The 22,811-nt window shown below is 70.0% G+C and carries 10 protein-coding genes; 5 read left to right on the top strand and 5 right to left on the bottom strand.

The window, feature by feature from the left end; all coding sequences use genetic code 11:
* Positions 1-43: 43 nt before the first annotated feature.
* The 5 genes from BLU82_RS02230 to wecB are packed head-to-tail and all read right to left on the bottom strand — an operon-like array spanning position 44 to position 8,117.
* The gene (locus BLU82_RS02230) at positions 44-1,816 is read right to left on the bottom strand and encodes a glycosyltransferase (RefSeq protein ID WP_092615029.1); all 1,773 of its coding nucleotides are present in this window, start codon (positions 1,814-1,816) and stop codon (positions 44-46) included.
* On the bottom strand, positions 1,813-4,026 hold the full coding sequence (locus tag BLU82_RS02225; RefSeq protein WP_157740479.1) for a glycosyltransferase family 4 protein: 2,214 nt from the start codon (positions 4,024-4,026) through the stop codon (positions 1,813-1,815). Before BLU82_RS02225 ends, BLU82_RS02230 begins: the two co-directional genes overlap by 4 nt.
* Complete coding sequence (locus BLU82_RS02220) at positions 4,026-6,368, bottom strand: hypothetical protein (RefSeq protein ID WP_157740478.1); 2,343 nt, start codon at positions 6,366-6,368, stop codon at positions 4,026-4,028. The genes BLU82_RS02225 and BLU82_RS02220 overlap by 1 nt, the downstream gene beginning before the upstream one ends.
* Positions 6,346-7,032 carry a bifunctional 2-polyprenyl-6-hydroxyphenol methylase/3-demethylubiquinol 3-O-methyltransferase UbiG gene (locus BLU82_RS02215; RefSeq protein ID WP_092615020.1) on the bottom strand — a complete coding sequence of 229 codons (687 nt, stop codon included), beginning with the start codon at positions 7,030-7,032 and terminating at the stop codon, positions 6,346-6,348. The genes BLU82_RS02220 and BLU82_RS02215 overlap by 23 nt, the downstream gene beginning before the upstream one ends.
* The gene (gene wecB / locus BLU82_RS02210; RefSeq protein ID WP_092615017.1) at positions 7,029-8,117 is read right to left on the bottom strand and encodes a non-hydrolyzing UDP-N-acetylglucosamine 2-epimerase; all 1,089 of its coding nucleotides are present in this window, start codon (positions 8,115-8,117) and stop codon (positions 7,029-7,031) included. The genes BLU82_RS02215 and wecB overlap by 4 nt, the downstream gene beginning before the upstream one ends.
* A 164-nt stretch (positions 8,118-8,281) precedes the next feature.
* Here wecB and BLU82_RS02205 point away from each other — a divergent pair, with 164 nt between their 5' ends.
* The 5 genes from BLU82_RS02205 (at position 8,282) to BLU82_RS02185 (ending at position 22,800) form a co-directional block, all read left to right on the top strand.
* Entirely contained in the window at positions 8,282-10,066 is a 1,785-nt protein-coding gene (locus tag BLU82_RS02205) for a glycosyltransferase family 4 protein (protein ID WP_092615014.1), read from the top strand.
* 316 nt (positions 10,067-10,382) lie between these two features.
* On the top strand, positions 10,383-19,640 hold the full coding sequence (locus BLU82_RS02200; RefSeq protein ID WP_092615011.1) for a LamG-like jellyroll fold domain-containing protein: 9,258 nt from the start codon (positions 10,383-10,385) through the stop codon (positions 19,638-19,640).
* Between the two features lie 4 nt (positions 19,641-19,644).
* Entirely contained in the window at positions 19,645-20,121 is a 477-nt protein-coding gene (locus BLU82_RS02195; RefSeq protein WP_092615007.1) for a DUF4265 domain-containing protein, read from the top strand.
* 492 nt (positions 20,122-20,613) lie between these two features.
* Positions 20,614-21,699, top strand: coding sequence for a glycosyltransferase (locus BLU82_RS02190; RefSeq protein ID WP_092615004.1), 1,086 nt, complete (start codon positions 20,614-20,616; stop codon positions 21,697-21,699).
* 54 nt (positions 21,700-21,753) lie between these two features.
* Positions 21,754-22,800: a class I SAM-dependent methyltransferase gene (locus BLU82_RS02185; RefSeq protein WP_092615000.1), complete on the top strand. Its 1,047-nt coding sequence runs from the start codon at positions 21,754-21,756 to the stop codon at positions 22,798-22,800.
* Positions 22,801-22,811 lie beyond the last annotated feature (11 nt).

Raw genomic sequence — 22,811 nt, 5'->3', positions numbered from 1 at the left:
CGCTCAGGATAGCCGCCACGACACCGCCGGCCTCGGCGAACGCTCAGCCCGCCCAGACCAGCAACGCGTCGTCCGACGGCCGCGCCTCCCGGACGCCCGCGGTCCGGCGCGCCACGCCGTCGGACGCTGTGACGCTCACCTCGCGGAAGCTCTCCGCGTAGGGCGTCCCCGGCCGTACCACGACCGCGTCACCGGGCGCGTACGACGTCGCGACCGCGAGATCGGTGAGCACCTCCGCGTTGCCCCCCAGCCCACTTGTGCCGACGATCCATTCGGAGCTGACCACCGTGGCCGCGCCCGGGCCGCGGCCAGGCTCGTACGTGACCACCCGGCCGGGCTGCGCCGTCCTGACCAGCGCGTCGACGGCCTCCGCGGATACCGACCGTGGGACCGCGACCTCACGGATCCCGCGAGCGGACGCGAGCAGCCGGCCCGCGTCGCGCAAGTCATCGTGCTCGGACAGCACCAGTGCCACCGACGGCCCCGCGTCGAGGGAGCCGAGGCCGATGGTCGTCGCGATCTGCTGCAGGCGGTGCGCGTACGTGTGGTTGAGCAGGACCTCGCGCATCCCCAGGCGACTACGCCTGAGCCAGTGGTCCTGGTCCTCGACCAGCCGCTTGATCGCGACCGTCGCCTCCTCGGAGGACGTCACGGAGTCGACCAGGTCGCCGAAGATCAGCTCCATGCCGCGGCTCGGCGTGCTGACGACGGGCGTCCCGCATGCGAGCAGTTCGAAGACCCGCCGCGAGAACATCGTCGGCGATGCCGTGACCGAGTTGGTGTTGAGGAAGACCTTGTGCCGCTTGTACTCCGCCAAGAGCTCGGCGTACGGCAGACCACCCTTGACGTGGCCCGCCACGGTATCGGGGAAGTCATAGCCGTCCTGGCCCTTGCCGTGCTGCCGGTCGTAGATGACCAGGCCGAACGGCGCCGCCGCCTCCAGCAGCATTCGCAGCGAGCCCTGCCGCGAGACGTGGCGGCGCTGGTAGAACGTGCCGGCGAACACCGGCGACGACAACCGTTCGGCGCCGCCGATCGGGTTGTGCAGCGACGGCTGTGCCGAGAACGAGAAGGCGTCGACCAGCTTCACTCCGCCACGGAGCGCGCGGTAGGCGCCGATGCGGTCGGCATCGGTCGTGAAGATGTAGTCGCACAAACGGGCCGCTTCGGCGAACTTCACGAAGTGGACCGGGTCCTCCTTGTTCCAGAAGACCGTCGGGATGCCGCGGCGGCGCGCCGCGTCGACGAGACGCCGGACGTGCGGCAGCGTCTGCGACTCGGGCTTGCTGTACGTGCCCACCTTGTACTGCCACGTGCCGCCGTTGCCCTGCCACGCGGACTCGATGAGCACGAGGTCCACCTCGTTCTCGGCAAAGGCCTGGTCGATCTTTGTCGGCGTCGGCAGGATCAGGTCCACGCTCTCGGCGAAGCACTCCGCGCTCATGGTGTCGAGTACGCCCACCACCCGCAGCCGGGACCGTGCCGCGTCGGAGGGACGGCGAAGCTGGAGCTCTGACCGTGACGGCGCCGGAGGCGATGCCTCGGCGGACGGGGCCCGTCTGCCCTTGGCCGCACCGCGCCGCAACCGCCGCGCCGCCTTGCGCACCGGCGACACCGACGCCGCCTGCGCGGCCTTCACCTGCTTGGCCGCCTGCTTGGCGGTCTTGTCCAACTCACGCTTCAGCATCACGACGCGCTTCTCGAGGTCGCCCACGCGGGTGCCCAGCAATTCGCGGTCGAGTTCGAGCACCTCGTTGCGCTCGCGCAGAGCCCTGATGGCGGCCTCGAGAGCCCGCACCCGGTCGTCACTGGTCATGCGTTCCCCTCCAGCTCCGGCCAGAACGGCCCGGTTGCGACGTCACGGCCGGCCAGGACGTCGGTCCAGGCGGCCGCAACCGCGTTGAGGTCGAACCGAGCCACGTCGGCCGACGCCTCGGCGCCACGGCGTTGCCACGACCCGTCCTCGAGTGTGGCCAGGACCTGAGCGGCCATCGCGTCCACGTCCTCGTGCAACCACCTGCCGCCGTAGATGCTGTCCGCTCCCGGCCAGGTGCGGATGAGCGGGACGGCACCGGAGGCCATCCCTTCCGCGGCCGCTAGGTGGAAGCTCTCGAAGTCACTCATCGACGTGATCCAGCCGACCCCTCGGAACCACTCGGCGACATCGGCACCCGGCGGGTCGAACACGACGGCTTCGGCGAGGTCGGAGTCTGCGCTCAACCGCCGCATCGTGGCGGCGAAGTAGTCGCGCTCCGATTCCCGCTTCCACACCCACGGAACGCCCCACGGCGGGGTGCTCTTGACCCGCAGCATGAACCGGCTGTCGTACGTACGCAGAGCCTTGACCAGATCGAACGCGAGGTCGAGGCGCTTGAGCGCGGGCAACACACCCACCATGCCGAGGACGAACTCGGCGCCGGGTCGTTTGGGGCGCACGAAGGAGGCGTGATCGATGGCGTTCGGCACGACGACGATCTTCTCGGCGGGCAACCCGAACCGCTCGGACACAAGACCTGCCATGTGCGGGCCGACGCAGACGATCGCGTCGACGGCATCGGCGTCGATGTCGCTCGGGTACGTGGTCTCGATCTCGATTCGGTGCAGCCGGGCCACCAGCCGCTGGCCGGGCCGCTTGTTGTGGCTGTACCAGACGGCGTTGCCGAGCGTCCACTCGCACACGACGACATCCGCGTCGCGCAGCCGTTCCGCGCTGAGCGCCGCGTCGTGGCGGTCGACGCCCTTCCACCGGTCGACGGTGAGGGTCACGTCGCCGAGATCACCGAGGACACTCATGATCGACTTGAAGAACTTCAGGTCGTGCCCGGCGACCAGCACGGTCGTCTCCGGGCTCTCCGTCCGGCCGAGGGTCCTGGATCGTCGCAGCCCGATCTCGTCGAGCACGGCCGCCAGCCGCTTCGCCGCCTCGTCGGCGGAGAAGTTCGCGGCCACCTGTGACAGCCGCTTCGACGCCGTCTGCAGAGACTCGTCGTCGCGTCCGCCGATCGTGAGCGCCTCGAGTACGGACTCGTAGGTGTCCACGAACAACGGGTAGTCAGTGCCGACGAGCTCCTCGTGCATCGGTGTGCGGTTGAGGACGGTGGGCACCCCGAGCGCGCCGAACTCGAGCAGCTTCGTCGAGAGCTCGAGGCTGCTGTCGAGGTCAGGGTCACGCCAGGCGAGCGCGATGTCCGCCGCGCCCATGGCGGCCAGTGCCTCCGACCGCGCCACCCCGCCCGCCCAGACCACGCCCGGTGAACTCTCGAGCGCCTTGCGCATGCGGTCCTTGTATTCGGGATCGGTCGGGCTGGAATGGATCTTGTCGCCGATCATCGTCAGCCGTGCATCGAGTCCAGCGGCCTGGAGGTCGCCGGGAATCGAGCACATCTCCAGGGTCCGCCAGCGCGGCGCGTACTTCCCGCTGTAGACGAGTTGGAGCGTATCGCCACGTGTGCTCGGGCGGTTCGTCGTGAACGCCTCGGCGGGCACGATCGGCGGCAGCAGCACGGTCTTCCCCGCCACCGCGGGCACGATGCGCTCGAGGAAGCCTTTGAGCTGCTCGGTCTGGCACAGAATCCGCACCGACCACTCCGCGATGGCGGTGAGGTCTGCGGCGTCCTTCGCACCGAGTCCGAGCGCCGACTGCGGGATGTCCGTCAGGTACGACCAGAGCTTTCCCGACGCCACCTGCTCCGCCGCGATGGTGCGGCACACCTCACGGCCGCGAACGATGACCGCGTCGTAGCGGGCAGCCTGATCCAGCCGGTCGACGGCGGCAGCGGCGGCAGCAGGATCCATCCGCCGCCCGCGGACGACCAACGATTCCTGCCCTGGGTCGACGATGGTGATGCCATCGCGGCCCACCAGCGGTGCGGTAACCCGGAAGTCGGTGACGGCGGACCGCGCGAGCACGTCCACTCGGGCGCCGGCGCGATGCAGCGCGTCGGCGACCGAGGCGACCCAGATCGACGACCCGTCGATGACGTTGAGGTCGACGTCGGCGTAGAGCAGGACATGTCGTGCGGTCATCACGCGGCTCCGTTGCCCACGGCGGCGGCCGCGGCGTTCGTCTGGGGCAGCCGGTGGGTCACCGGCTCGATCCGAGTCAGCAGCTCGCGACGGTCGATCACCGCGCCGGCCGGGCCGCCGGAGGGCAGCACCTCGCCATCGCGATGCGCGAATAGCTCGAGCTCGGCCACCGTCCGCGCCGACCAGGGCTGCTGTGGCGTCCACACGATGACGCGATCGCGCATCGTCTGGGCCGCGAGGTCATTCCAGGTCACCATGGGATGGCGCACGACCGTGGTCACGACGCCCGTCGCACGGACCTCGCTGAGCCATCCGGCTCCGGCGGGCTCGGTGAGATCGACGACGACCAGATCCTCGGGAAGCCTGACCTGTGTGGCCAGCTCCGAGGCGAACCGGCGGCCCTCATCCTCGGTCGTGACCACGGCGACGGCGCTGACGCCTACCTGGCGGTGGAGCGCGCCGGCCACGGGTAGCCCCGCGAGATCGGCCAGGGCGGCCATCCGCTCGTGCGCACCGCCGCGGCGCAACAGGCCCACGAGGAGCTCGAGCACGTCTTCGACGGCCGGCTGGCCGAGCCCCGCCTCCAGCAGCGATCGAGCCCGGCGCGGATCGTCGGCGACGGTGAACGACGGCGAGGGTGCGATGCCGTCGAGCGGCACCCGCGAGAGCACGTGGCAGCCCGAGGCAACGGCCGCGTGCGCGATCCACGCATCCAGCGCGCTGCTGACGAGGACGGTGGGTCGCGTCGCCAGGGCCGGCAGCGGCAGCGCGGCGTGGCCCGTGGCATCGATGCCGAGCAGCGGGTCGACAAGCCGCCTGGAGCGCAGCCCGACCAGCCAGTGCTCGACGTCACGCAGCGGCAGGGCCGACAACCAGCGCTGCTCCGCGCCGTGGCTCGGCGCCGCCGGGTGTGCCGCTACTCGCAGGACGGGTGCCGTCCGCGGCCGCGCCGATGGCCACGGCACCTGTCCGAGCGCCACGCCCGGGTCCCAGCCGGAGGTGGGGTCGCAGGTCCAGGCGACGACCGTCGACGCCTTGGACTCGATGCCGCGCAGCCCTGCCGGGATGCCCAAGCCGTCGACGAGCAGGACGGACGGGACGTTGCGCCCCGCCGCCTCATCGAGCAGTCGAGCGAGATCACGCAGCCGATCGACCTCGCCGGGCTCCCCCAGCCCGGCCCACGTGCCCTGCGCCCGGCCGGCGTTCACGTCGACCAGCAGGACGTCGACCGGCGGCAGCGCCGATCCGGACGGCCGCCAGGACCCGCCTTGGACGGCGACGACATCGGCTCCGCCACTGACCCGGTGGATCAGCGCCGGGCGGCCGATGACGGCGGCCCGCAGACGCAGGCCGGCCATCGAGACCGATGCGCCGACGCCAGGAGGCAGGACGACGGGTGTGGCGGTGGCCGCCGGCCGCACCGGCGGCGGCTCGCTGGTGCGCCGTCCTGGCAGCCCGCGCGGCACAGCGGCGGGCGGCGTGACCTTCGGCTCCGGCCGAGGCGCATTGCGCCGGTTGCGGTAGGACCGCAGGAGATCAGCGGGCAGTTTCGCGAGCTGGCCGGGGTGCCGTGGCGCCTGGACGATCGACTTGCCGACGCGGAAGGTCGCCGACTCGCGGACACCGCGGAGCTTCGCGTTGGTGGCGCGGTTGCGCGCGACCGCGTGATCACGCTGCTCGCGTAGCCGGTGCACCTGCTCGGTGAGCTCCTGGACCCGAGCCTGGAGCCGCAGGAGCTCTTCGTCGACGCCCTGCTGGCGCGGCTCAGCCGGTGTCGTGAGCGTGACCGTCGCCGGAGTCCGGGCGACGAGCTCATCGATGCGAGCGTTCAGCCGGCGCAACTCGAAGTCGCCGAGGACGAGGTCATTGCGCATCCGGAGCACGGCCGCGAACTCCGCGCGCTCGTCGTCCTCCACCCGGCGCACGAGACCCGCGATCGCGATCCGCACCCGCGAATACGGGGTGTGCGACAGATTCGCCGCCTCGAGCCCGTTCTCGTCGAGGAAGCGGGCGATCCGCGGCAGCGGGAGGTTCTCGTAGTCGTCCTCGAAGCAGACCAGCACGAGCACGTTGCCGGCCGCACCGGCCAACGCGTCACCGAGCACGCGCAGGTCGCCGTCGAGCCGTCGGCCGCCACGGACCGTGGCCAGGACGAGCGTCGACGGGCCGATCGCCGGGACCTCGCCGCGACCGTCGTGCACGGCGGCATCGATGCCGAGGTACCTGCTGAGCCGCAGGCCCATCGCGTCGAACTCGACGATGTGCTCGACTGGCGTCGTCACCAGCGGGTGTGCGAGATCGGCAAGCCGCATAGCAAGATCACCGTATTCGTTCGTAGACATGCAGTCCCAGGGGATTGTTCCGAAAATGGTAGGGGAGCACGCCCCGGTCCTCGAACCCGCGATCGCTCAGTAACTCCTGATACTCGGAGCCGGACCGGTGCACGATGTACGAACCCAGTCGCTTGCGCTCGCCGGCCGTGGTGTCAGCCACGACGAGCCGGCCGCCGCGCTGCACCACGCTGGCGAGGTTGAGGACGGACTCGCGCCACTCGTCGTCATCGAGGATGTGGAAGAACACGTCCACACAGATGACGGCGTCGAAGGCGCGGCGTGGCCGGACCTCGGCGAGTGCGGCGACCTCATACGTCGGCCCGCCACCGGCGGCCTCGGCCTGTTCGATGGCCGATGGTGAGGTGTCGATGCCGTGCACGGTGATGCCGCAGGCGGCGAGCTGGCGACTGAACCAGCCCTTCCCGCATCCGGCGTCGAGCACCCGATACTGCGGAGGCAGCGGAGAGCGGCCGGCGATCGCGCTCAGCACCAGGCCCAGGCGGATCTGGTAGAAGATGACGTTGTCGGCCTCCGTCAGGCCGATGTCGCCGCCCGAGCGCAGCAGCGACTCCGCCGCGTGCCGACGATCCCAGAACCGACGGGCCTCCTGCTGCCCCAGCAGTCCCCCACCGGCCGGCACCGGCGCGGAGATCGGACGTTGCCCCGCCATCATGGCTGCCGGCGGACGTCCCGCACGATGACGTCCGCGATCCGTTCACCGGCCCGGCCGTCCCACAGGGGCGGTGTCGGCCAGGTCTCAGCACGTGGGGACGAGAGGATCGCCTTCACCCGCCCGGGCAGGTCGTCGCGGACCACCAGTTGATTCGTGCCGTGGGTGATGGTGACGGGCCGCTCGGTGTTCGGTCGCAGCGTCAGGCAGGGGACGCCGAGCATCGTCGTCTCCTCCTGGACGCCACCGGAGTCGGTCACGACCAGGCGGGCGCCGCGCACCAGCCCGAGGAACTCGACGTATCCGAGCGGGTCGACGACCGAGATGTTCGGGTGCGTGAACAGACCCGCGGCCTCCAGCGAGCCGCGCCCACGCGGATGCAGCGGCAGTACGACCGCGACGTGGTCGGCCATGCCATGCATCGCACGCACGAGCGCCGCAGCGTCGGAGGGATCATCGACGTTGGCGGGACGGTGCAAGGTGGCGACGGCGTAATCGCCCTCCATACCGAATTCACGGCGGGCCACACCGGCGTCGAAACGGTCGAGGTTCGCCAGCAACGTGTCGATCATCGGATTTCCGACCAGATGGATCCGATTCGGGTCCACGCCCTCATTGCCGAGGTGTGCGACGGCGTCCGGGCTCGTGGCGAAGAGGAGATCGGCGAGCCGGTCTGTCACGACACGGTTGACCTCTTCAGGCATCGTCGGGTCGAAACTGCGCAAGCCGGCTTCAACGTGAGCGATTCGGATCTGGAGTTTCGCCGCTACGAGGGTGGCCGCGAGCGTCGAGTTGACGTCCCCGTACACGACGACAAGGGCAGGATCACGGTCCAGGAACAGCTGCTCCAGGCTGACCATGGTGGCCGCCGTCTGCGCAGCATGGGATCCCGAACCCACGCCCAGGTTCACGTCCGGCTCGGGGAGACCCAACTGCCGGAAGAACACCGCCGACATCTTGTCGTCATAGTGCTGACCGGTGTGTACCAATTCCTGGGCGACGTCATGCTCACGCAATGCGGCGATCACCGGAGCCGCCTTGGGGAAATTCGGCCGCGCACCAGTGATATGGATGATCAACTCAGACATTCGAACCTTCTGTTCATGAAATGAACCGCCGCCACGGCGCGGCACCGGGACATCATGCCAGACGCCTCGACGCCCGCCACACGACCGCGACGGACGACCAAGATCGACAATCCCGCTGCCACTGCTTCCGCTGGACAGAGTGACACAAGGTATCCTCCGGCACCATGGTCTCGGACCGGGACTCCGTCGACGGAGCCATCCATGAAGCGGCGAAGTTGCAGATCGCCGACGGCGCTCTGGCACACCTGCTGGCACAGCACCTGCGCATCGTGGAACTGGCAGCGGAGCAGGCGCCCCGGCCGCGACCCAGCCGTCTGATGCTCGGGCTGCGGCGTGCACGCCGCAACGGCTGGCGGCTGCACCGCTACCCGAGCGACTTCCGGCGCGGGATGCGCGTCCCCGACAGTCCGCCGAGCCCCCAGTCCGACGTCGACGCCGTACGCGCGCTGATGGACGCCGCGCGGCACGACGAAGCCATCGCGCTGGCCGCCGCGCTCCTCCCGGCGAAGACCGCCGACACGGAGTTCCTCGACCTCGCGCGTAACGCCTTCGCCCGCGCGGGAGCGCTGAGCCTGCAACTCCGGGCGACGTCCGCGCTGCGGGAGCTGGAGAACACCCCGTCACGCGAGTCGCAGGAACGCAGGGTCCTCGGCCGCATCCGCGAGACCGAGCCGGGGTGGCTGCCCCACGTCCCGCCGGCCGCCCGCGTGGAACGGACGGATCTGCGCGTCCTGCACCTGCTGAAATCCGCGATGCCCTACCGGCAGACCGGCTACACGATGCGCAGTCGCTACATCATCGACGCCCAGCGCGCGGCCGGACTCGACCCGGTCGTGATCACGGCCGCCGGGTTCCCGCGCGAGGCGGGACTCGAGCACCCGCCCGCCACCGAGGTGATCAACGGCGTCGTCCACCACTACCTCGAGCAGCCGCCGGCGTCCGTGCTCAAAGGACCGGTGGATCGCTACCTCGACGCCTATGCCTCGGCTGCCGCCCGGCGGGTCCCGGAGATCGCGCCGTCACTCATCCACGTCCACTCCGGCCACCGGGGCTACGAGGCGGCCCTGGTCGGGGTCGCCCTCGCGAAGGCCTTCCAGCTGCCGCTGGTCTACGAGGTCCGCGGCTTCTTCGAGTCGCTGTGGAGCCGGGAACGACCATGGAACGAAACCGGTGAGCTGTACCAGCGGCGAATGGCGACGGAGGCACGCTGCATGGCCGCCGCCGACGCCGTCGTCACACTGAGCGAGTCGATGCGGGCCCAGATCATCGCCCGCGGCATCGCACCCGAGAAGGTTCACGTGGCGCCCAACGGGGTCGATGCGAAGGCGTTCTCCCCCGGCCCTCGTCCGACCCGGCTGATCGAGCGCCTGGGACTGGAGGGCAAGCTGGTGTTCGGCTACGTCAGCAACCTCGACCACCGACGCGAAGGGCACGAGACACTGATCCGCGCAGCCGCCGAGCTGCGCGCCCGGGGTGTACCGGCCGTCGCGCTCATCGTGGGCGACGGCGACCGGCGCGCTGAGCTGGAGAAGCTGGCGGCCGACGAGCAGGCCGGGAACTCCGTGCTGTTCACCGGGCGGGTTCCGCACGACGAGGTGCTGGACTACTACCGGCTGCTCGACGTGTTCGTCGTGCCGCGGGCCGACGAGCGAGCGGCGCGACTCGTCACGCCGCTGAAGCCGTTCGAGGCAATGGCGGCCGGCGTTCCACTTGTGGTCTCCGCGCTGGATCCGCTCCTCGAGATCATCGGGGGCGGCGAGCGCGGCCGGTCGTTCCCGCCCGGCGACTCCAGCGCGCTGGCCGACGTCCTCACCGAGCTGAACGACGACCCCGACACGCGACGTGACCTCGCGAAGCGAGGGCGCGACTGGGTCGTGGCGGAGCACCAGTGGTCGGCGAACGCCGCCCGCTACGAAGCCATCTACGCCACGATTCTCGCGGGTCGCTGATCGGCACTCGCCCGCTCCTCGATGCGGACGGCGGGTCTCGGTTCCATGAGAATTTCCCGCTTTTGCACCTGTTGCCTACGTAGAACTCTTGACGCCGAGCACCCCCGCCAGACACGATTTGCCTCCATAACCGGCGTTTTGGGCGGATCGTCGTTATGTATGGGGCGGGGTGCGCAGGGTGGGGCGTTCGTTGCTGTCTGCTCGGGTCCTTGGTGTCAATGCAGCCGTAGTCGCGGCGCTGAGCGCACTGGTTGTCGGTGGTTTCCCGGGGCCGGACCCGGCCGCCGCGGTGGAAGCCTCCGCGCCACCGGAACCGGTGCTCGGACCAGAGGCCGAACCGGCCGATCCGGGGCCGAAGACCGGGCCGAATCTGGGGCTGCGGATCGGCGCGGCGACCGAGATCGCGCTGGCGGAGGCCGCCGAGTCGGGTGAGCGGGTCGAGGTCGAGGAGGCCCGTACCGACCGGAACACCTACTTCGTCAATCCGGACGGGACGCAGACGGCCGAGCTGTCGCCGGTTCCGGTCCGAGTCCGCGACGCCGCCGGCGACTGGCAGGGCGTCGACCCCACGCTGGTCGAGCAGCCCGACGGCACCGTCGCCACCGTCGCGACCCCGACCGAGGTCGTGCTCTCCGGCGGTGGCGCGGGCGCCCCGCTGGTCCGCATCGCCGAGGGCAGCGAGTGGATGTCGCTGGGCTGGACGGGGCCGCTGCCTGAGCCGGTGCTCGACGGCGCCACGGCCACCTATCCCGAAGTGCTCCCTGGCGTGGACCTGGTGGTCGAAGCCGGATTGAGCGGCTTCAGCCAGTACCTCGTCGTCAAGACCCCGGAGGCGGCGGCCAACCCGGAGCTGGCCGAGCTCAGCTTCCCGATGCAGACCAGCACGGGCCTGCAGCCCACGCCGGACGACGCAGGCGGGCTGATGATCAACCGCGGTGACGGCAAGCCGGCGTTCACCGTTCCGGTGCCGCGGATGTGGGAGTCCGCTCCCGAGCCGGCGGCGATGGCAGGTCAGCTGATGCGGTCGACGGACGGTTCCGTCGACGCGGTGCCGGCCCCCGAGCCGCCGTCGGCCGACGTGGTCGGGCGCGGCGAGGGCGAGGACTCCGCCGTCATGCCGATCGAGGTCCAGGGCGACACGCTGACCATCACGCCGGACCAGACCCTGCTCACCGACCCCGAGACGGTGTTCCCGGTGGTCATCGACCCCTCGGCGTCGCGCTACCACCAGTACTGGCACATGGTCTGGTCCAACGGCTACAAGTTCTACAACAGCGCGACCGAGGAAGCCCGCGTCGGCTACGACGGCTGGACCTCGCAGAACAAGGTGTCCCGGGTCTTCTACGCCGTCGACTACCGCGGCCTGGCCGGCAAGCAGATTCTCTCCGCGACCTTCGCCCACCGGCAGGTCCATTCGCCGAACTGGGACTGCGACCTCCCCTCGTACGGTCCGGGCGTCCAACTGTGGTTCACCGACGGCATCCGTCCTGAGAACGGCTGGCCGGGTCCGATGATGCGCACGCACGTAGCGACCGCGACTCGCGCGCACGGTCACGAGGACGTCTGCAGCAACCCGGTCCGCACCGAGTGGAACGCCACGTCCATCGCCACGACGGCCGCCGCAGAGGGCTGGGCCGCGTTCACCCTGGGGCTGCGCTCGGCTGACGAGGGCGACCGGGACGGTTGGCGCCGGTTCGAGAACGTCACCGACCCCGCGCGCACCATGTACCCCGTCCTCACGGTGGAGTACAACACCTACCCCAGACTGCCCACCGGCCTCGAGACCAGCTCCCCCGAGACCGACTGCGTCGCTGGTTCCGCGCGGCCCTTCGTCCCGGACAACACCCCGATCGCCTGGGCGAACGTGACCGACCCGGATCCGCAGAACGTCCGGATGTGGCTGGAGTATCGCCGCACCGCACCCACGACGAGTGCGTGGTGGGCGCTCTCCACATCGCTGCGGGCACAGGGCCGGATGAGCATCCAACTCCCCACGCTGGGCGACGGCACCTATCAGTGGCGGGTGAAGGCGACCGACGACAGCGCCTGGAGCGGGTGGAGCCAGAGCTGCGAGCTCACGGTCGACACTGTCAGGCCGAGCCAGCCGCCGACCATCACGTCGTCGCAGTACCCGGAGGAGCAGTGGGCCGGCGGCATCGGCCAGTCCGGGACGTTCACGTTCGGCGCCAATGGGGTGTCCGACGTCGACCGGTACAACTACTCGCTCAACAGCGACGCCCTGAACAAGTCGGTGGACAACGCCACGCTGGGCGGTCCGGCGAGCGTCAACCTCGCACCGACTCAGTTCGGCGTCAACACCCTCTACGTCCAGAGCGTCGACCGCGCCGGCAATGTCAGCGATCACGCCACCTACGTGTTCATGGTCGGCGGCAGCGACCCGATCGCCGTCTGGCTGATGAACGAGGGTAGCGGCGCCACGGTGGCCGACCAGACCGGCAGCGGACACACGCTGACCCGAGCGACCCCGGACTGGGGCGCTGACTGGCGCGGCGCCGCGAACCCGGCTAGCGGTTCACTCGACTTCACCGCGACCGCAGGCGTCGGCGTCACCGCGGCTCCAGTGCTCAACGACGATCTCGTCGGCTACACCGCGACCGCGTGGGTCAAGCTCACGGACACCGCCTCGAACCGGACCGCGGTGAGCCAGGACGGTCAGTACGTCTCCGGGTTCCGGCTCGGCTACTCGGGCGGCAAGTGGGCCGCGATCGCCGCTCGCTCCGACACGGCGTCGTCACCGCCGCTCACCATCGTGTCGGCGAGCTCGCCGGCCGTCGCCACGAATACCTGGACCCATCTCGCAGCCGTTTACGACGCCACCGCCAAGACGTTCACCCTGTTCGTCAACGGCGACCAGGCCGCCCAGGCCACGAACGTCACTCAGACCCACCCATTCTCCGCTCCGATGCGGATCGGCGGAGGCCAGGTGGGCGGCTCCGGCGTCGAGGGCTGGCGGGGCAGCATCGACGACGTCCGCATCTATCCCGCACCGCTCGACGCGCAGAGCGTCCAGCGGGTCATGAACGACTCCCAGTCGGTCCCCGACGTCCCGGAGGACGTGACCGCACCGGCCTTCCAGAGGACGGCCTCCATCGCCGGTGCCCTCCCGCCGGTCGTCGTCAACCCACCGAGCGAGCCGGTGTTCCCGTATCCGGCCGCTGCCGCGTGGCCGGCCGCCACGCAGTCCACCGTCCGGCTGGCGACGGAGCCGGCCACCGCGGCCGGGCTGCCCGTGACCCTCGCGGCCTCCCAGGCTCCCGGCGCGGTGGCACCGGGCACCGACCTGCAGGTGCGCAAGGTGGACCAGACCGTGGTCGAGGCCGCCGAGCTACCCGGCATGATGCTGCAGGTCGCGCCCGCGACCGCCGGCACCACGCTCACCGGCGACGTCCGGATCTCGGTGAACTACTCGCAGTTCACGACCTATGGCGCGGCCTACGGCTCACGACTGGTGCTCTACCAGATCACGCCATGCGATTCCGCGGCCGACCCGATCACGATCTGCGAGCTGACGCCCCTCGTGTCAGACAACGATCTCGCGGCGAGGACCGTCGCCGCCGACGTCGCCACCGACGGCGGAGGCTGGTTCGCCGTGGCGTCGGCGCCGTCCGGCCCACAGGGCGACTACAAGGCGACGTCGCTCGCACCGTCGTCGAACTGGTCCGGCGGCGGCTCGTCAGGCGCCTTCACCTGGAGCTATCCGCTGCGGGTCCCGCCGACCGCCGGTGGGCTGAACCCGTCATTGAGCATCGACTACTCCTCGGCCTCGGTCGACGGCCGGGTGAGCTCCACGAACAACCAGACGTCCTGGATCGGTGAGGGGCACTCCCTCGATCCCGGGTACATCGAACGTCGCTTCGCCGCCTGCGCCGACGACATGGGCTCGGGCGCGAACAACACCCGCAAGACCGGCGACCTGTGCTGGAAGAGCAGTTCGGTCTTCCTGTCGCTCAACGGCACGGCGACCGAGATGATCCTCGACGCGGACGGGCAGACCTGGCGCCCGCTCAACGACGACGGATCACGCATCGAGCACCTGACCGGCGCGGCGAACGGCGACAACGACGGCGAGCACTGGCGGGTCACCACGACCGACGGCACCCAGTACTACTTCGGCCTGCACAAACGCGACGCCGCCGACACGGCACCGACCAACTCGGCGTTCACGGTGCCGGTGGCCGGCAATCACGCCGGCGAGCCGTGTCGGGCGACCGCGTTCGCTGACTCGTTCTGCCAGCAGGCCTGGCGCTGGAACCTCGACTACGTCGTGGACACCGACGGCAACGCCATCACCTACTCGTACGTCAAGGAGAGCAACCGGTACGGCCAGAACCTGAACGACGTCTCGGTGGCCTACACCCGCGGCGGCTACCTCTCGATGATCGAGTACGGCGAGCGCGTGGGCACCTCGCACACCACGGAGGCACCGGCCAAGGTCGTCTTCGGCGTCACCGAACGCTGCCATCCGACGTCGTCGATCGACTGCACCGGGAACCCGACGGCGTCGACGGCGCACGCCTGGCCAGACGTGCCGTTCGACCAGATCTGCACGTCCACCTCGACCTGCACCACCCGGGTCTCGCCGACCTTCTTCAGCCGCAAGCGGCTGACCACCGTCACCACGCAGGTGCTGTCCGGCGACCGCCACGTCGCGGCGGACCAGTGGACACTGGGGCACCAGTTCCCCAGCACCGGCGACGGGTCGGCCCGCGCCCTCTGGCTCGGCCGCATCACCCACACCGGCCTGGCCGGCGGCAGCCTTGAACTGCCCGGCGTGGTGTTCCACGGCGAGAACCTGCCCAACCGCGTCGACGGCATCGACAACGCGCCGCCGCTGAACAAATGGCGGGTGCGGACCATCCGGAACGAGACCGGCGGCCGGATCGCGGTCAACTACGCCTCCCGCGAGTGCACTTCGTCGAACGTGCCGAGTGCACCCCAGTCGAACACGATGAACTGCTTCCCGGTCTTCTACACGCCGGAGGGAGCGGCGGAACCGGAACGGCACTGGTTCCACAAGTACCTGGTCAGCTCCGTCGTGACCGACGACATGTTCCAGAGCGGTCTCGCCCAGGAGACGCACTACACCTACGAGGGCGAACCGGCGTGGGCGTACCAGGACAGCGAACTGGTCCCGGAGGACCAGCGCACCTGGGGCGAGTGGCGCGGCTACGGCACGGTCGTCACCACCGCCGGCCTCGGCGAGCTGGGCCGGGAGCCGATCAAGACGTCGACGCTCTACATGCGCGGCATGGACGGCGACCACCTGCCCAGCGGCACCCGCAACGTCGACGTCGTGGACTCCGAAGGCGCCGCCATCGCGGACCACGAGCGGCTGGCCGGGTTCGTCCGCGAGACGATCGCCTACGACGGCGACCAGATCGTCTCGAAGGCCATCAACGACCCGTGGATCTCGGCCGCCACCGCGTCCGACGGCACCGACACCGCCCACATCGTCGATCTGCGGCGGACCCGTACGTTCACCGCCAAGCTGCCCAACGCGGGCTGGCGCACGACCGACGTCGTCCACACCTACGACTCGTACGGCATGCGCACCCAGACCGACGACCGCGGCGACACGTCGACCACCTCGGACGATCTGTGTATCCGGACGACCTATGCACGCAACACCACCGCGCACATCGTCGACCGGCCGTCGCGGGTCGAGACGGTGTCCGTCGAGTGTGCGACCACGCCGACCCGGCCCGGCCACGTGGTGACCGACCAGCGGTTCGGCTACGACGGTGGCGTGGTGGGGGCGGCGCCCAGCCGGGGCAACGTGACGCTGACCGAGGAACTGGACTCGTGGGCCTCCGGACCGGTGTACGTCACGGCGGGCACGTCCACCTACGACGGCTACGGGCGACCGACGTCGTCGACCGACGCGCTGAACCGGACGACGACGCTGGCCTACACCAATGTCTCCACCGGGCTGACCCAGAAGATCGCCACCACCAATGCGGCCGGACACGTCGCGACCACGACGATGACCACCTACCACGGCAATCCGGTCAGCGTCGTCGACGCCAACAACCGCACGACCACGCTGCGCTACGACGCGCTCGGCCGGCTGCTCAAGGTGTGGGGCACCGACCGCACGACCAGCCAGACCCCGACGACCGAGTACGTCTACACCGTCGACAACGACGCGGCCAGCACCGTCGCGACCAAGACGCTGCTGCCGTCGGGAGCCCAGGCGATCGGCTACGAGCTGTTCGACGGCTTCGGGCGCATCCTGCAGACACAGACTCCCTCGGCGAGCGAGGCCGAGCCCGGCCGCCTCGTCGTTGACACCGCGTACGACTCGCGCGGGCTCGCGGTCGAGGTCAACGGGCCCTACTACAACTCGCAGGCGGCTTCGGCGACGCGATTCCTGCCGAGCGACGTGGTGCCGGCCAGCACGCGCACGTCGTACGACGGCGCCGGTCGCGAGATCGTCTCGGCCTTCTACGAGAGCAACACGGAGAAGTGGCGGACGACGACCGACTATCGCGGCGACCACACCCGTGTCGACCCGCCGACCGGCGACACGCCGACCGCCGTCTTCCATGACGCCCGCGGCCGCGCGCAGCGGCTGCTGCAGTACCACGGCAGCTCCCCGGCGGGCGCCAACGACGCGACCCGATACACGTACACACCGGCCGGCCAACTGGCGACGGTCACCGACGTCGCCGGCAACGTCTGGTCGTACGAGTACGATCTGCGCGGCCGGCAGGTCCAGAAGACCGACCCCGACACCGGGACGACGCAGCTGACCTACGACGCCGCCGGTCAGCTGACGTCGACTACGGATTCCGAGAACCGGACGCTCTCCTACACCTACGACGCGCTCGGCCGGAAGACGTCGACGCACCAGGGCGCGGTCACCACGACCGCCATCGCCGAGTGGCGGTACGACACGCTGGAGCTGGGCCAGCCGACGCTGTCGTTCCGGCGCGAGGGCACGTCGACGTACACGACGGCGATCACCGGGTACGACGACGCCTACCGGCCGCTCGGCAGCCGCGTCAGCATCTCGGCGACCGAGGGCGCGCTGGCCGGCCAGTACGTCTTCTCCAACACCTACAACCCGGACGGCTCCGTCGCGACGACGACGATGCCGGCGATCGGCGGGCTGCCGGAGGAGACGCTGCAACACCGGTACGAGGCAACGGGCGTCGAGGACTGGATGTACGGCTACAACACGTACGCCGTCGACACGATCTGGTCGCCCTACGGTGAGATCCTGCGTCGTGGCCAGGGCCAGTACGGCACCGCGTCGTGGCAGACGAACCAGTACGAGGCCGGCACCCGGAGACTGCTCCGGTCGCGGATCGACCGCGAGGATCAGTCCGTCTATTCCGACCTGCGCTACGCCTACGACCCGGCCGGCAACGTCACCAGGATCGCGGACCTCCCCTCCGGCGGCACGGCGGACGTCCAGTGCTTCTCGTACGACTACCTGCGGCGGCTGACCAAGGCCTTCACGGCGACCGACACCGGCTGCGACACACCGGACCTGCCGCCGACCAGCGGAGGGACGGACAACTATCACCACGAGTACACCTACGACCTGACCGGCAACCGGACCTCACTGGTCCGCACCCGCCTGTCGTCGGCCGGCACCGAGAACCTCGCGACGACGACGTACGCCTACCCGGCAGCGGGCTCGCCGCAGCCGCACACGCTCACGTCGTCCACCGCCGGTTCCACCACGACCTCCTACACCTACGACAACACCGGCAACACGCTGACTGCCGGCAGTAAGTCCTACACCTGGGACGTCGAAGGCCGCGTCAAGACCGCCAGCACCTCCGCCGGCGCCTCCTCCTTCATCTACACCGCCGACGGCGACCGTCTCGTCCGCCGCGACCCCGACACGGTGACGATCTACCTGCCCGGGCACGACCTCGAGCTGAACCGCGCCACCAACGCGGTCTCGGCCCGGCGGTACTACTCCTTCGGCGGCCAGACCATCTCCGTCCGCAGTCCCTCCGGCGGCCTGCAGGACCTGTACGCCGACCACAACGGCAGCGCGGACACCGCCATCGACGCCGACAGCAGCTCGGTCAAGAACAAGGACCGCGACCCGTTCGGCAACTACCGCGGCTCCACGGGCTCGGTCGGCACCTTCCCGACGGACCGCGGCTTCCACACCGGCATCGAGGACGACGCCACCGGGCTAATCCAGATGGGCGCCCGCGCCTACGACCCCGTGATCGGCCGCTTCCTGTCGGTGGACCCGGTCATCGACCACATGATGCCGCAGCAGATGCACGGGTACGCGTACGCGAACAACAGCCCGATCACGGGCAGCGACCCCACCGGCCTCTTCCCGTCCAACCAGATGGGAACGCGCGCGGCCACCATCGGCGGCGTCATCCCCAAACACCCGCCGGCCGTCGGAGGCCCCCTCGGCAACAAACAACCGCCTGGGCAAGGCCTGCAAAGCGGACACACGAACTATGGTCCGGCCGCCAGCGGCTACGGGATCGCGCCAGTCAAGCACGTCTATAGCGGACCAAGCACTCCCGCAACCTCGTATGTACCGCTTGAGCAAGCAATCGCGCAGGCCAGACACAGGCCGACAGGAGGTTTCCTCGACTCACTGGGGCCGATCGGATGGTTGATCGGTGCTGACGACTTCGTCAACTGCTTCCAGGGCGATGCGGTTGCATGCCTGTGGGCCGGTTCCAACTTCATTCCAGGCGCTGCTGTCGCGCGCACCGCAATCCGGACGACGAACCATGTGATTGACGGTGTGCGCGCTGCCGACAATGTCGCGGAGGAACTTGCGACAGCCGCAAGAGCTTGCGGCATGAAGTCGTTCGCCGGCACGACCTTGGTACTCATGGGTGACGGCACCCGAAAAGCCATCCAAGACGTCGAAGTCGGCGACGAGGTCGTCGCCACTGACCCCGAGACCGGCGAACAGGCCGCCAAGGCCGTCACCCACGTGTGGATGCACGAGGACAGCCTCGTCGACCTCGAGGTCAACGGCACCACCATCACGACAACTGAGGACCACCCGTTCTGGAACGCCAGCGAGCAGGAGTTCCAGGACGCCGCCGCCATCGACACCGGCGACTCCGTTCTCACCGCCGACGGCCGTCTCCTGACCGTCGGCGGCATCGACGAGGCGTCGGCCTACGCCGGGCTCGCCTACAACCTCACGATCGCCGACATCCACACCTACCATGTCGGCGAAAACGACATCCTCGTCCACAACACCAATGACGGCTGCGGCGCCGCAGGTGAAGCATTTCCGCCGATCAAGCCCGGTTCCGCGGGCGATGCCACGGCCGGCGAGCCGTTCCCACGTAGCATCCGCGACAGGATTCTCGCTGACAACAGGAGCTATTCCAGCGACGGCTCCTATACGTGCGTCTACTGTCGTATGTCGACAGACCGTCCGCAGGCTGACCACGCTGTGCCGCGCTCGCGAGGAGGGAACGCCACCACGGACAACGGGCAGGTAGCCTGCAGTCATTGCAACGCCTCGAAGAGGGATCGCGACCATCCTGTCAACCCACCGGCCGGATACAGCGGTCCCTGGCCACCCGCGCATTGGAATTAGTGAAATGAGTGACCAAGAATTTGTGGTTCATCAGTCTCCCGCGTGGCGGGATCGCGCGGATTTCATTGTTCGCGTCCGACTACCAGCAGCCGATGCGCCATTCAAGTTCGAACAGATGTGGGCACGGCAGCTTGAAGAGTCCCTTTTCGAGATCTGCTGTATACCGTTCGTTGTCTATGACATGGCGCTCGGCGACATCGTCGAGGCATCACCATCCGATCACTACACAGTATTGCGCACGACACGGCATTCGGGCCGGTACACGTTTCGCGCCTACTTCGGCGATACCGACCATCCTGCACAAGCGATCTACGAGCAACTCACCGAAGCGGGCGCTCTGCTCGAATGGTCGTCGCCGTCGCTCCTCGCAATCGACAGTGCCGACGCCGCTCATGCCATTTTCATCGCCGAGTTCTTGGGCGAACGCGCCAGTCATGGACAGCTCGTCTACGAGAAAGGGTTCTCAGAGCCGCTGACCTGACTATGTCGGGCGATAACGCGGCAACCACAGCGCAGCGTTCCACAGACACGGTCCACAGCAACACCTGGCCGTCGTTCCAGCGACCGGGCGAGCAATGGGGATCCGCGATCCTGGCCCCCGCACCGGTCGATCAGGATCGGCTGGGCTTCGCACCACACCGAAGGAGGCGACGCCTCGGGAGCGCGGGCGCATCCCGGTACCGCGCTGACAGGACGCCGCACGACGTGCGCGCTGGGCAGTCCGGCCGGGCGGCTGTATCAGCACAATCCAACCGGGCCTGGGGTGAGCCCGGGCGCTGCTGTAGGATCCACCGGGTGATGCGCCGCCTCAGTGCGGCCGAACGGCAAGGTGGGGGCGCAGCGAAACCGGAACGTTCACCGTGCAACCGTGCGGGTGGGCATGAGCGTTCTCCAGGGTGTGGCTGTGTCGATGGGAAGTCGGGGACGAACGTGCGAGTACGACTCACGGTCAACGGGCGGGCTAGCTAGCGCCATGCGCGTCCTCGTCCTGACCGTCGTCCACGACCCGGAAGACGCACGTATCAGGCACCGGCAGATCGTCGCGTTGCGGGAGGCCGGGCACGAGGTGACGCTGGCGGCGCCGTTCAGCGCCACCGGGCGGCCGATCCCGGGCGACCTCAGCGTCATCGACATCCCGCGGTCGCACGGACGGCACCGGCTGACGGCCATGCGGACGGCGCGGCGGCTGCTGAAGCGGCGCGGCCGCGACTTCGACATCGTCCTGATGCACGACCCGGAGCTGGTGCTGGCCAGCATCGGCCTGACCATCCCGGGCCTGGTGTGGGACGTCCACGAGGACACCGCCGCGGCGCTGCGGATGAAGGCCTGGCTGCCGAGGGCCGGCCGCCCGGCGGGGGCGGCGCTGATCCGGGCCATCGAACGGCACGCCGAGCGCCGCATGCCGCTGCTGCTGGCCGAGGAGTCGTACGCCGGCCGCTTCCGCAAGCAGCACACCATCGTCCGGAACAGCGTGGCGATCCCCGACGACGTCAGCACGCGGGTCGACGACCGCGTGATCTACCTGGGCCGGTTGACGGCGGCGCGCGGCGGCCTCGACCTGGTGGAGCTGGGGCGGCGGCTGGCTCCGGAGATCCAGGTGCACCTGGTCGGCCCGGCCGACGCCGACTGTCAGGCGGCCATCGAGGCCGCGCAGGCCGAGGGCGCGGTGACGTGGCACGGCTTCGTCCCCAACGACGAGGCGCTGACGATGCTGCCGGGTGCGCTGGCGGGGCTCAGCCTGCTGCACGAGCAGCCCAACTACGCGCACTCCCGGCCCACGAAGATCGTCGAGTACATGGCGCACGGCCTGCCCGTCATCAGCACGCCGAACCCGGCGTCGGCGGAGCTGATCAGGCGGCACCGGTGCGGCACGATCGTCCCGTTCGGCGACGTCGACGCGGCGGAGGCGGCGGTGCGTGCGCTGCGGGCCGACCCCGCGGAGCGGGCCCGCATGGCCGAGGCCGGGCGCGCCGCCGTCATCGCGCACTACAGCTGGGACGCCGACGCCGACCTGTTCGTTCACTCGTTGGAAAAGCTGGCACACGCCACGGCCCACTGACGCCGGGCGCCGGTACAGTTTCTGCTTCCCGACCAGACCTACGACGGAGATTCGATGCAACGGGCGGTACGCGCTCTCCTCGGCTCCCGCTGGCCCCTGCTGGGCATGGCCGGCGCCCTCGCCGCCGTCGTCGTGGCGATCATCGTGGTCGCGACGGGCGGCAGCCTCGCCGTGGCGGCGCTCACCCTGCTGGCCGGCCTGACGCTGGTCGGGCTGGTCGCGGTCGGGGCCTCCGCCCGCGAGGCCGAACAGCGCGCCCGCAGGACGGAGAAGCAGCTCAAGGCGCTCACCAGCGCGGTCGAGGCCGTCGCGACGTCCGTCCAGTCGGTCGCGGAGCGGCAGGCCGACCCCACCGGCGGGCCGCTGGCGGCCATCATCGGGGCGCAGCGCCTCGACGCCGCGGTGCGCCACGACGAGCTGGTCGCGCTGCACGAGGAGCTGCGCGCCGACCTCCACGCCACGCTGACCGAGCGGCAGCTGGCCGAGCTGTCCGCGCTGGCCAACCTGTACGCCATGCTCGGCGCCGACGACGAGGTCCCCGCGTTCGGCGGCTTCGCGGCGTCGCCGCGGACGGTGCTCCGGCTGGCGTCGCTGGTGCGCCGGCTGCCGTCCGACGCGCTGATCGTCGAGTGCGGCAGCGGCAGCTCGACGGTCTGGCTGGCGCTGGCCTGCCGGCACGCCGGCAAGGGCCGCGTCGTCGCGCTGGAGCACCACGAACGCTACGCCGCGCTCACCCGCGAGGCGCTGGCCCGGCACGGCCTGGGCGACGTGGCGGAGGTGCGCGAGGCGCCGCTCGAGCCGGTCACCGTCGGCGGCGAGAAGCACGACTGGTACGCGGCGCCGCAGTGGACCGACCTGCGCGGCATCGACCTCCTGTTCGTCGACGGCCCGCCCGGCAGCGCCGGGCCGCGGTCGCGCTACCCGGCGTTCCCGCTGCTGGCGACGGCGCTCGACGACGGCGCCGTGGTCGCCCTCGACGACGCGCAACGGCAGGACGAGGCCGACATCGCCGCCGACTGGCTGGCCGAGCCCGTCGACGGCGTTCGCCTCGCCGACGGCGACACCGTCGGCCGCACCCGCTTCTTCACCGCGTCGCGCTAGGACCCGACGCG

The organism is Jiangella sp. DSM 45060, assembly GCF_900105175.1.
Classification (GTDB): domain Bacteria; phylum Actinomycetota; class Actinomycetes; order Jiangellales; family Jiangellaceae; genus Jiangella.
Note: the sequence above shows the minus strand (reverse complement) of the source record. Positions and strands in the feature narration are given on the sequence as shown.

Excerpts from the sequence above, each read along its gene's own strand:
- BLU82_RS02230 (WP_092615029.1), bottom strand. The coding sequence starts at position 1,816 with ATGACCAGTGACGACCGGGTGCGGGCTCTCGAGGCCGCCATCAGGGCT.
- BLU82_RS02225 (WP_157740479.1), bottom strand. The coding sequence starts at position 4,026 with ATGACCGCACGACATGTCCTGCTCTACGCCGACGTCGACCTCAACGTC.
- BLU82_RS02220 (WP_157740478.1), bottom strand. The coding sequence starts at position 6,368 with ATGTCTACGAACGAATACGGTGATCTTGCTATGCGGCTTGCCGATCTC.
- BLU82_RS02215 (WP_092615020.1), bottom strand. The coding sequence starts at position 7,032 with ATGATGGCGGGGCAACGTCCGATCTCCGCGCCGGTGCCGGCCGGTGGG.
- wecB (WP_092615017.1), bottom strand. The coding sequence starts at position 8,117 with ATGTCTGAGTTGATCATCCATATCACTGGTGCGCGGCCGAATTTCCCC.
- BLU82_RS02205 (WP_092615014.1), top strand. The coding sequence starts at position 8,282 with ATGGTCTCGGACCGGGACTCCGTCGACGGAGCCATCCATGAAGCGGCG.
- BLU82_RS02195 (WP_092615007.1), top strand. The coding sequence starts at position 19,645 with ATGAGTGACCAAGAATTTGTGGTTCATCAGTCTCCCGCGTGGCGGGAT.
- BLU82_RS02190 (WP_092615004.1), top strand. The coding sequence starts at position 20,614 with ATGCGCGTCCTCGTCCTGACCGTCGTCCACGACCCGGAAGACGCACGT.
- BLU82_RS02185 (WP_092615000.1), top strand. The coding sequence starts at position 21,754 with ATGCAACGGGCGGTACGCGCTCTCCTCGGCTCCCGCTGGCCCCTGCTG.